Here is a 10,697-nt window from a genome sequence, read left to right as displayed (position 1 = left end):
TGGCATCAGCCAGCCATTGATATTAACTGCGAGCAGTGTAACATCTATCTTCTCCGTACCATCAGATGGAATAACCGTAGTCATTTTCACACCAAGCGGCTCTGCATTCTCTTTTCCTACGATTAAGCCAGCCTTTTCAAGCTGATTCTGATCGACCTGAGACCTAGTGAAGCGGTGATTAGCATCCTGTTCCAAGACAAAATGAGTTGCAGCCATATTCTTAACGGAAGCCGCGTTATCATAGGCAAGCCCCTGTGCGAGACCTGTGACAAACAAAACAAGAAAAGAAACAAGCACCATAATTGTAGCGATTAACGTATACCGAGCCTTAGCGAACCTCATTTCTCGAATAGCTAAATACATTTTGCTTCCCTCCTTCATAATGTCTTAAGTATAGGAAGTGAAAATGAACGGCTAATGAACAGCATGTTACAAGTGCTACGGTTAGAATCTACGTTGGATAATGTTGATGATACTGGGTAAATTAATGAAAATTGGTTTGAGTGCGGGTGGAGCAGGAATGAGGAATCTTTTAAGAAAACTGATTTCGAAGGGCAGGGAAGAAAAAAGACCTTTAATGGAAACAGAAGTTTTCCCTTCATTGCAAAAAAATATGGCATACATTCAAAACCAGTTGTTTCATTCAAGTGATCTGAAGTGGCGGAGCATTAGGTTTAATCAATTGGAGGGTCTTATCATCTTTTTGGAATCACTCTCTGACCAACAGAAAATTCAAAAAGAAATCCTTAAGCCCTTAGAAGAAAAAAAAGAAGGAAGCGTAGATGAACTCGTTACTTCGATGGAGATTACGAAAAAAACGGATCTCAATGAGGTATCTCAGGCCTTAGTTCAAGGGAATTGCGGTTTGTTTTTCGAAGGTATGGCAGAAGCTTTTATTTTCGATGTAACAGCAGTTAATAAAAGGAGTATATCAGAGCCAGTGAACGAAGGTGTTGTTCGCGGCGCACATGATGGATTTATAGAGAACCTCATCACGAATCTTTATTTGGTTCGAAAGCGCGTTGAAAATACGAACCTGGTCGTTCGTTATTACAAGGTCGGAAAGGCAACCAAAACAAAGTTAGCTCTGCTTTATATGCAGGATCTGGCGAATCAGGATCTCGTCCAAGAAGTGGATCACAGACTCGGTTCCATTGAGATGGAAACCGTGATCGCACCTGGATTCATTGCCGAATGGATTGAAGATAACTCATTTTCTCTCTTTCCGCAAATCTTATTTACGGAAAGACCGGATCGGGCGGTAGCCCATCTCATGGAAGGCCGTGTTGTTATTTTATCGGAGGGTGACCCGTCCGCGCTCATTTTGCCGGTGACTTTCTTTGCCTTTTATCAAAGCCCGGATGATTATCACAACAGGTGGATTGTCGGATCGTTCATTCGATTGATTCGTCTGGTGAGCTTCATCATTGCATCTCTAGGACCTGCTTTATATATTGCGATTATTGGCTTCCATCCGGAAATTCTTCCTTCAAATATGATATATACCGTAAAAAGCAGTATTGATAGAGTACCATTTCCACCTATCGTGGAGGCTCTTTTTATGCAAATTTCTTTAGAGGTACTACGTGAAGCAGCGATACGTTTGCCGAGCCGAGTCGGTCAAACCGTAAGTATTGTTGGCGGCTTGGTGATCGGTGATTCTGTCGTGCGGGCAGGATTAGTTTCCTATCCCATGGTCATCGTTGTTGCCTTAACCGCTATTGCGTCGTTTGTGGCCCCGTCAAGCGAAATGAGTACGGCCACTCGCATTTTGGGCTTCCCGCTCATGATCTTGGCCGCGATGTTCGGTTTAATCGGTATCACGTTTGGTCTTCTTTTCATCTTAATTCACTTATGTAAATTAGAAAGCTTTGGTACAGCCTATTTCGCGCCGGTTATGCCGCTTCGAATCAAAGATATGAAGGATGCATTAACACGCTTTCCAATCTGGAGCTTGAATCAGCGCCCTCATGACCCTCATCCAAAAAAGTTAAATCAGATAAAAAATCCAAGGGGGTGGGAACATGATGATTCCGGAAAAGAGTAGAATTACTCAAGGGCAGCTCATGTTTTTTGTCATCCAGTCACAAGTGGGGGTCGGAATTTTATCTCTTCCTCACAAAATGCAGGCGATAGCCAAGGGAGGCGGGTGGATTTCAACATTAATCGCCGGGCTAGCCGTACAAGTGATTATATTGCTTCTATGGGCTCTTTGCAGACGGTTTCCTTCCGATACGATATTCAGCTTCTTACCGAAAATCGCTGGCAAACTGATTGGGAATCTGCTTGGCCTTGTTTATATTGGCTATTTTCTGTTTTCAGCGGGAAAGGTTTTAGCCTTATTTGCCGATGTCATAGGAAAATGGGTTCTCCAAACTACGCCAAGATGGGCATTATTAATTCTCACCCTCCTCACCTGTGTATATTTGGTTAAGGAAAATCTTCGAGTGATAGCCAGACTGTTTGTCATATCTTCGTTGACGATCATTGTAATGGTGCTACTATCCTTGATGGGTTATGTCAACATGAATATTGACTATATATTTCCCATAATGGAATCTGGATGGGGAAAAATCTTCGAAGCTGCGAACGAGGCGTTGTTTCCTTTAATCGGGTATGAAGTGATATTGGTGATCTATCCTTTTGTAGAAGGGAAAAGCGGGGAAAAATTAAAGGCAGCATCTTTGGGGAATCTGCTGATTACCCTTTTTTACTCATTTGAGGTGTTTACTAGTTTAGTCATTTTCAGTCCGTCGGTCATGCCCGCGATTGAAGAACCTCTCCTCTATATGCTGAAAGGATTTTCTTTCCAACTCATTCAACGAATCGATTTAATCTTTTTATCTTTATGGGTTTTTGTTGCCAGTACGGCCATTGTCTCTTGGTTATATGTGGCAACAACTGGATTGGGGCGTCTCTTTCACCGTGGGGAACATAAAAAGGCAGTCCCCTATGCCGCGCTCATTATCTTTATTCTGGCTATGATTGCTCAGGACCCATCGATCACCGACTTATTCGATCGAATCATTAAGATTTCTCATTATATCCTGGTGATTGGGCTTCCTTTGATCCTGCTCATCTTCTCGTACCTTAGAAGAACAAGGAGCGTGTAAGTCGGATGAAAAAGTGTTTCTTTTCAATCGCGGTTTTTTTTATTCTCTTATGGATGACCGGGTGTTGGGATCAAGACCTTTTAAAAAATGCTCGTTTGCTTTATGGAACAGGGTTCGATCTCGCACCGGATGGAAAGCTTCTCTCCACCTTTGTCATACGGGACATGCCTGGAAGCGAACAACAGAGTCCTAAAAACGATATTATTTATACGGACAGTAATACGACACTGGAAGGCCGTGATAAAATAGATGATAAGATATCCCGGTTTCTTCGAGCTTACAGAAATCGGATCATTCTTATTGGAGAGGAACAAGCCAAGCAAGATATTTATCCGATCCTTGATAATATTTACCGCGATCCCAAGAGCGCTTTAAATGCGAGGATCGGAGTGACGCAAGGGAAGGCGTCAGACTTACTTTCCCTTAAAAAAGTAGGAAATGTCTTAATTGAAGAAGAAATTGATGAATTGATTAAGAGCAAAGAACTGACGACAAGCGTTCCCAAAGTGACCATAGAAACGATTTACCCTGTGATAAAGGACTCTGGAGAAGACTTTGTTCTTCCTTACCTCATCGAAAAAGGGAAACGTGTGGACGTTTCGCAAAGCGCCATGTTTCATAAGCGTCAATTTACAGGGATACTGAGTTCGGATGAATCTACCATGTATTTATTGATGAAAGACGACAAGGGGAAAGTGGCGAGATTCACCCAAAAAATAAGTAAAGGTCATCAAAATGGTTATGATTCTCTAACATTTAATGTAAATAAATCGAAGCGAAAAATGAAAATACTTACTCAATCAGGCGATCAAATTAAGGTTATGCTGGATTTGAAATGGAAGGTGAGTATCGCAGAATATCCGAAAAGTCAATTAGATGATAAAGAAGTGGTTGCTCAATTAAATCAGTTACTTTCTAAAGAGATGAATCTCTTGATAAACGAAACGATAAAAAAAATGCAAAATGCCCGCTGTGATGGACTAGGTATCGGCAGAAAACTCAGGGCGTTCCATCCCGATATTTGGGAGAAGCACAAGGAAGACTGGGGGAGCAACTATCAAAAAGTGTATTTTTGTTCCTAGCATTCAGGTAGAAATCACGAAGAAAGGGATTATAAACTAAGATGCATCGAAAGGATTGCTTCATATTGAGGCAATCCTTTTCATTTTGCATATAGATTTCAATTGGGAAAATATCATCAATTAATTACGGCGAAGAAAAATCTTTAAAATATTCCCCGCGCTTCAGGGCATCGACAAACTGCTGAAGCCATTCGTAATAGGTTTGCCCATGCCGAAGTTTATATAAATCTTGTAGAGCAAGATTACGCTCCTGGTCTGATATATGTTCGTCAAGAATCAATTTTGTCAATTCAGGCAGAGCTTTACTTATGGCTTCTGTCATGACATTAATTTCACGCTGGAGCTTGAGCGTGAAGAAGTTTTGAAACGCAAGAAAAAAATCGACCTCAGCAGCATACAGTTCTTTTCGCTCCTGCTTTTCTTCTAGCTTTTTTACCATTTGGGATTCTACCAATGATCTAACCGCATAGCTCATGTTACTTTTACTCATATTCATTCGTATTTTCATCTCATCGAGAGTCATCGGCCGATTTTCAAAGAACATAATCCCATACAATTGACCGGATGAATGAGTTGCTCCGTACAAATCCATCGTTTCTGCAATAGCTTCAATGATGTCTTGTCTGATGCGTCCTCTTTGTTCTGATGCGTGATTTTCTTCTTTTTGAGACATTAGAATATTCACTTCCCTATTCCTGATCGACTGATAGATTCAACAAATTTTGTTTGAATTACTACTATTATAGCAAAAAACATATTTTTGCGACAAGGAAAATGAATTTTCGTATTTACATAATCTTCATGTTGAGTTTACGTTCGGTTGACACAAAAAAGATTCTCTTAATGTACAATAAAAATTGTACTGATTGGTAATTCGGAAATAAAATACATAAAAATCTTAACAATACAAAAATAATTGAATTTTAAGATTTTCTTTTCTGCTTGATTAGTCCGTATAGTCCATAACCATCGAAGTTAGAATCATCTCAAAACTATGATATTGGGAAAAGGGGATTAACAATGAAAACGAAATTGAAATCACTTACGTCTATTTTGCTTATTACTGGTTTATTGGCAGGATGCGGCACAGCAAAGCCGGCAAGTACAGCTCCAAACAGCAGCCAACCGAGTCCGGCAACAACAACTGCTGCAAGCAAACCGGCAGAAATCACCGTCTATTCCGCAATGGAAGAAGAACAAATCAAAACCTATCTTACTTCATTTAAGTCTCAGAATCCAACGATTAAAGTGAACATTGTTCGTGATTCGACAGGGATCATGACAGCCAAGTTAATTGCAGAGAAAGAAAATCCTCAAGCCGACGTGATCTGGGGATTGGCAGCAACTAGCTTGCTTGTTATGGATGATCAAAAAATGTTGGAGCCTTATGCGCCTAAAGGTGTCGATCAGGTGCTTCCTGAATTTAAAGATAAATCGAGTATTCCTAAATGGGTCGGAATTGACATCTGGGAGACTGCCATCATTGTCAACAAGGTGGAGATGGAAAAACGTCACCTGGCCATTCCACAATCTTACGAGGATCTGGCTAAACCGGAATACAAAGGATTAATCGCTATGCCAAATCCTGCCTCCTCAGGTACGGGATACTTAACCGTTAATGCACTTATCCAACTGTATGGCAAGGATAAAGCGTGGACTTTTATGGACAAACTTCATGATAACATGATGGTTTATACGCATTCTGGATCTAAACCGGCGAAAATGGCAGCTTCAGGAGAAGCTCCGATCGGTATCTCATATGGATACAGCGGTATCCTGGAGAAGAAAAAAGGGTCACCGGTTGAAGTCATTTTCCCAAAAGAAGGATCAGGCTGGGATATGGAAGCAAATGCATTAGTGAAAAAGAAAGACATTAAGCCCGAAGCGAAGCTGTTCTTGGATTGGGCGATTAGCGCTGAGCCGATGAAGGAATACAATAAAAACTACGCCATCTTAAGTATTAAGCAAGAAGGAAATCAACTTCCCGAAGGCTACAGTAAAGATCCGGTATCGCAATTGACCAAGCTGGATTTGTACCAAGCTGCTAGAGACCGTGAATCTGTGCTGGCAGATTGGGCAAAGAAATACGATTCCAAATCTGAGCCGAAAAAATAGTTGGTGGATTACGACGGGATGCCGATGTTTGGCATCCTTCCTATTTTCGGGGATTTATTTGGGAAAATTAGTAAAAAGGAGCATTAGTTATGAAGCCAGGGTATTTATCGCTTCGCAACCTTTCCAAGCACTTTGGGAAGCAAACTGCGCTACAGGAAATAAATTTAGATATTCATCAACATGAATTCATCTGTCTGTTGGGGCCAAGCGGATGCGGTAAAACAACATTGCTGCGCATCCTTGCGGGTCTGGAAAAAGCGGATGGGGGCCATTTGACCATTGGGGGAAAAGATATCACCTCTGTACCGGCTGGCAAACGGAACTTCGGTATGATGTTTCAATCGTATGCTCTATTTCCGAATCTATCGGTTTCCGAGAATATTGCGTACGGACTTCGCAATCGCTTAACCAAGTCCCAAATCGTAGATCGCGTGGACGAACTGCTAGGATTAGTGGAATTAGAGCAACAGCGCCATAAAGTACCCTCACAATTATCGGGAGGCCAACAGCAGCGGGTAGCTCTTGCGCGAGCGCTCGCATTTTCACCGGATTGTTTGTTGCTGGATGAGCCATTATCCGCTCTTGATGCAAAGGTTCGTGTCAAGCTGCGGCGTGAAATTTGCCGTCTGCACAGGCAATTCGGGATGACGACCATTATGGTGACGCACGATCAAGAGGAAGCTTTAACTATGGCTGATCGCATTGTCGTTATGAATCAATCGCGAATCGTTCAAATCGGCACCCCGAATGAAGTGTATGAACGTCCGAATAGTCCCTTTGTTGCCGATTTTATTGGAGCAGTCAGCTTTATCGAAACGGATAACGGAAAACAAGGGAACCCTCTACTAGCTATCCGTCCAGAGCATGTTCAATTGGTTCGGGAGGGTCATGAGAAAGGCAGACAGGGAATCGTACGGGAAATTGAATATCGAGGGACGCATTATCGCATGGTTCTAGAATTATTGGATCATCAGGATTCTCCGCTTAGGCAATTTCTTACCGTTGATCTGCAGGCGCAAGCTATGGTGACTTTTAACATCAAACTAAATCAGAAGGTAACATTTAACTTGCTGCCTGAACACGTTATCCGGTTTGATACGGTATCCGATATTGCGGCTGGGTGAGGAGGTGAATGGCATGGAAACTTGGTTAAAACGAATACGACCGAATGCTAACGAATGGAGTCAAAACAGTTTCATTTTAATAATGACACTCGTCTTAATTTTTACGATCCTATTGCCGCTTGGTGAACTCTTGATCAAAGCGGTTAGCAATCAAGAAGGAAATTTTATTGGACTCGCTAATTTTGCCAAATATTTTTCTACACCGTCGCTAGTAAATTCATTATGGAATTCCATTAAGGTTTCATTGATTACAACCGTAGTCGCGGTGACGCTCGGATTCGGATTTGCTTATGCGCTTGAGAGAAGCGGAATCCGAGGGAAATGGTTTTTTCGGTCCGTAGCGCTGCTTCCGCTGTTTGCTCCTTCGATGCTGCACGGACTAGCATTAATCTACTTGTTTGGCAATCAAGGACTTATTTCAACTGGGTTCTTCGGTCTGCTGCCGGAATTTCGAATTGAGCTTTACGGGCAGATCGGGATTGTTCTATCTGAAATTTTATATACCTTTCCACAAGCATTTCTCATCCTCTCGGTTGCTTTTGCGAGTTCGGATTATCGATTATATGAAGCAGCAGAGACGCTTGGCGCGTCAAAATGGCGTACTTTTTGGACGGTAACTGTACCAGGTACCAAGTATGCGCTCATTAGCACGGTTTTTGTTTGTTTTGTCCTGACATTTACTGACTTTGGAGCACCTAAGGTTGTAGGAGGACAATACAATGTTCTTGCGACCGATTTGTTCAAGCAAGTGATTGGTCAACAGAATATGCAGATGGGGGCTGCCGTCGGTGTACTGATGTTAATTCCGGCCGTGATTTCGTTTATCATAGACCGAATTTCACAGCGGAAACAGAGCGGGTGGTTTAGCGCAAAATCAATGCCATATCGAATTGAAGCAAACAAGCTGCGCGACGTCCTATTATTCCTGCTTTGTTCAGTTGTATCAGCTGCCATTCTAAGCATTATTCTTGTGGCGCTCTATGGATCAATAGTGAAAGTATGGCCTTATAACTTACAGCTCTCTTTTTCCCATTACGATGGTTTTCTTGACGGGGCGGGACCGTTTGTGAACAGCTTGATCATTTCGGCTGGCGCTGCGCTGATTGGCGGTGCAGTGACATTCATATTTGCCTATCTCATTGAAAAATCCCGCGGTTATGCCTTATTACGTAATGCGGCTTATTTTCTATCCATGCTGCCGCTTGCCTTGCCGGGATTGGTACTAGGTCTCATCTATGTATTCTTCTTTAATAATCCGAACCAGCCCTTACATGGGTTATACGGGACCATATGGATCATGATTATATGTAATATTGTACATTTTTATTCGGTTTCATTTTTAACGATGACCTCGGCGCTCAAAAAGCTGGATAGCGAGTTCGAGGCCGCATCAGAAACGATGAATGTACCCTGGTATAAGACACTTGTCAGGGTAACGGTGCCCATGTCATTGCCGTGTATTTTGGAGATTTGTATGTATTATTTTATCAACAGTATGGTGACGGTGTCGGCAATCATCTTCTTGTATGCGCCAGACTTGAAACCCGCTGCCGTGGCGATTGTTAACATGGAGGACTCAGGTGATATCGCTCAGGCGGCAGCCATGTCGCTGCTAATCATACTGGCAAACCTGATTATGCGAACAGTTGTCATGTTAGCGTCCGGCAGGATGCGTCGGCGAACGGAAGCAATATTGGTAAGAAAAGATAATTAGTTTTCACCTATATGAGGATCTCAGGAGCGATTGGAATGCCAAAATTAATAATTAACAAGAGAAGTTATTCTGTAAAGGGGGTTTTATTTGATAAGGATGGCACACTACTCGATTTTATAAGTCTTTGGGGATATTGGAGCGAGTCGTTATACCGGAATTATTCAAATAAAGTCTTGGCTGTTGCAAAGGATGGGAATATCGATCCCATCTCGGATTTGTGGGGAACGTTTCATGATGCCACCGGGCATATAACGGATTATAGTAGAAACGGTCCACTGGCCATGGGATCGATTGGCGATTTGCTAGCTATATTAGCATGGCAAGGCTACCGGCTAGGACTCCCTTGGAGCGAATCCATGCGGATAGCAAGGGAAAGTAAGCGTTTGGCGGATGAAGAAATGGAACAGGTTCGCCCCGTTTATCCGCTGCCGGGAGTTATCGATTTTCTGAAGCAATGCCATGATCAACAAGTGCCCATGGGCATTGTAACGGCGGATGAGACGGCAGATGCAGAAAAACATTTGCAGTGGTTGGGCATTCGCCAGTTTTTTAAAGTTATTGTCGGGAACGATCTGGTGAAACAGGGAAAGCCTTTTCCCGAAATGGTACATAAGGCTTGCTTAGAGCTTGGAATAGAACCAAATCAGGTGGTCTTGATTGGGGATACCAACAGCGACATGCAGATGGGGAAATCCGCAGGGGTTGCAGCCACTATAGGGGTAATGATGAATCAGGCTGCAAAGTCTGGCGATTGCTGGCTCAATGACGCGAATGTGCTTATCTCTTCGTACGCTGAACTTTCCTTGGAGGAATCCACAGATGAAGGGTGAGAGTGGCTTGGGATGGATCCTATTAATACTTGCCATTCTCTTTGAATTATCGGGTACGACGTCAATGAAGTTATCCGAAGGTTTTACCCGATTTTGGCCATCTATATTGATGTTTGTTCTATACGGCTGCAGTTTTACCCTGCTTAACTTTGCTCTGACCTACATTGAAGTTGGAGTTGCTTACGCGATTTGGTCAGGCGTCGGTATTGTTCTAATTACACTGGTAGGATTTGTGCTTTTCAAGGAATCATTCAATATAACCCAATTAGCTTGGATGGTACTCATCGTGGTTGGTGTCATCGGCTTGAAATTGAGCAGTAAGGTTCATTGATATGGCGGATTGCAGTCTCAGGTTTACAATAAATAAACCCGCATTTTACATGTAATTAACCTATTGATCGCAATTTATTTGTACAATAAATTTTGTACAGTGGTGAAATGGTATATTTTTAAATGTAAAAATTAAAAATGTAAAAATTTTCTTGAACGTAAGCCATCTTCGATAAGCAAGTTTTTTCCACAGGGATGAGAGGATTTCTGGGAGGTGGTGCTTACGGATTGAAATGGCCATTATTTATCGCATCAGACTTTGGTGAGTTTTGTTTTTTACTTAATTTTACGAGCTTTTTGAACAGATCCTTAAACAACTAAAGTGTGGAGGTTTTCTGGAGTGAAAAGAATTTTATCCGTTACACTCGCATCCATGATGTTAATCGGTA

The 10,697-nt window shown here is 42.2% G+C and carries 9 protein-coding genes and 1 pseudogene; 8 read left to right on the top strand and 2 right to left on the bottom strand.

Features of this window, described 5'->3' with window-relative positions:
* Nucleotides 1–363, bottom strand: a pseudogene (locus tag GC097_RS28200) (ABC transporter permease); the annotation flags it as partial.
* Between the two features lie 181 nt (nucleotides 364–544).
* Between GC097_RS28200 and GC097_RS28195 the strand changes: the two are divergent.
* Genes GC097_RS28195 through GC097_RS28185 form a run of 3 tightly spaced genes read left to right on the top strand, consistent with a single transcriptional unit; the run spans nucleotide 545 to nucleotide 4,195 of the window.
* Nucleotides 545–2,047, top strand: coding sequence for a spore germination protein (locus GC097_RS28195; protein ID WP_171686624.1), 1,503 nt, complete (start codon nucleotides 545–547; stop codon nucleotides 2,045–2,047).
* Entirely contained in the window at nucleotides 2,025–3,113 is a 1,089-nt protein-coding gene (locus tag GC097_RS28190) for a GerAB/ArcD/ProY family transporter (RefSeq protein ID WP_246294505.1), read from the top strand. Before GC097_RS28195 ends, GC097_RS28190 begins: the two co-directional genes overlap by 23 nt.
* A 5-nt stretch (nucleotides 3,114–3,118) precedes the next feature.
* The gene (locus tag GC097_RS28185) at nucleotides 3,119–4,195 is read left to right on the top strand and encodes a Ger(x)C family spore germination protein (RefSeq protein WP_171686622.1); all 1,077 of its coding nucleotides are present in this window, start codon (nucleotides 3,119–3,121) and stop codon (nucleotides 4,193–4,195) included.
* A gap of 124 nt (nucleotides 4,196–4,319) precedes the next feature.
* Here the strand turns inward: GC097_RS28185 and GC097_RS28180 are convergent, their stop codons facing one another.
* The gene (locus GC097_RS28180) at nucleotides 4,320–4,868 is read right to left on the bottom strand and encodes a GbsR/MarR family transcriptional regulator (protein ID WP_171686621.1); all 549 of its coding nucleotides are present in this window, start codon (nucleotides 4,866–4,868) and stop codon (nucleotides 4,320–4,322) included.
* A gap of 347 nt (nucleotides 4,869–5,215) precedes the next feature.
* Between GC097_RS28180 and GC097_RS28175 the strand changes: the two genes are divergently transcribed.
* From GC097_RS28175 to GC097_RS28155, 5 genes are all read left to right on the top strand, one after another.
* Nucleotides 5,216–6,310: a putative 2-aminoethylphosphonate ABC transporter substrate-binding protein gene (locus tag GC097_RS28175; protein ID WP_171686620.1), complete on the top strand. Its 1,095-nt coding sequence runs from the start codon at nucleotides 5,216–5,218 to the stop codon at nucleotides 6,308–6,310.
* An 89-nt stretch (nucleotides 6,311–6,399) separates the two neighbouring features.
* A complete protein-coding gene (locus GC097_RS28170; protein WP_171686619.1) occupies nucleotides 6,400–7,434 on the top strand; it encodes an ABC transporter ATP-binding protein in 1,035 nt (344 codons plus the stop codon).
* Nucleotides 7,435–7,447: 13 nt separating this feature from the next.
* On the top strand, nucleotides 7,448–9,148 hold the full coding sequence (locus GC097_RS28165; RefSeq protein ID WP_171686618.1) for a putative 2-aminoethylphosphonate ABC transporter permease subunit: 1,701 nt from the start codon (nucleotides 7,448–7,450) through the stop codon (nucleotides 9,146–9,148).
* A gap of 35 nt (nucleotides 9,149–9,183) precedes the next feature.
* Nucleotides 9,184–9,978 carry an HAD family hydrolase gene (locus GC097_RS28160; RefSeq protein WP_171686617.1) on the top strand — a complete coding sequence of 265 codons (795 nt, stop codon included), beginning with the start codon at nucleotides 9,184–9,186 and terminating at the stop codon, nucleotides 9,976–9,978.
* Nucleotides 9,968–10,309: a DMT family transporter gene (locus tag GC097_RS28155; protein ID WP_171686616.1), complete on the top strand. Its 342-nt coding sequence runs from the start codon at nucleotides 9,968–9,970 to the stop codon at nucleotides 10,307–10,309. The genes GC097_RS28160 and GC097_RS28155 overlap by 11 nt, the downstream gene beginning before the upstream one ends.
* Nucleotides 10,310–10,697 lie beyond the last annotated feature (388 nt).

The organism is Paenibacillus planticolens (assembly GCF_013141725.1).
In the GTDB taxonomy this organism is placed as follows: Bacteria; Bacillota; Bacilli; order Paenibacillales; family NBRC-103111; genus Paenibacillus_E; species Paenibacillus_E planticolens.
The sequence above is the reverse complement of the archived record's forward strand: the minus strand, read 5'-3'. Positions and strand labels throughout refer to the sequence as shown.

What these genes read in the sequence shown, in the direction of transcription:
- GC097_RS28190 (WP_246294505.1), top strand. Translation starts at nt 2,025, where the DNA reads ATGATGATTCCGGAAAAGAGTAGAATTACTCAAGGGCAGCTCATGTTT.
- GC097_RS28185 (WP_171686622.1), top strand. Translation starts at nt 3,119, where the DNA reads ATGAAAAAGTGTTTCTTTTCAATCGCGGTTTTTTTTATTCTCTTATGG.
- GC097_RS28180 (WP_171686621.1), bottom strand. Translation starts at nt 4,868, where the DNA reads ATGTCTCAAAAAGAAGAAAATCACGCATCAGAACAAAGAGGACGCATC.
- GC097_RS28175 (WP_171686620.1), top strand. Translation starts at nt 5,216, where the DNA reads ATGAAAACGAAATTGAAATCACTTACGTCTATTTTGCTTATTACTGGT.
- GC097_RS28170 (WP_171686619.1), top strand. Translation starts at nt 6,400, where the DNA reads ATGAAGCCAGGGTATTTATCGCTTCGCAACCTTTCCAAGCACTTTGGG.
- GC097_RS28165 (WP_171686618.1), top strand. Translation starts at nt 7,448, where the DNA reads ATGGAAACTTGGTTAAAACGAATACGACCGAATGCTAACGAATGGAGT.
- GC097_RS28160 (WP_171686617.1), top strand. Translation starts at nt 9,184, where the DNA reads ATGCCAAAATTAATAATTAACAAGAGAAGTTATTCTGTAAAGGGGGTT.
- GC097_RS28155 (WP_171686616.1), top strand. Translation starts at nt 9,968, where the DNA reads ATGAAGGGTGAGAGTGGCTTGGGATGGATCCTATTAATACTTGCCATT.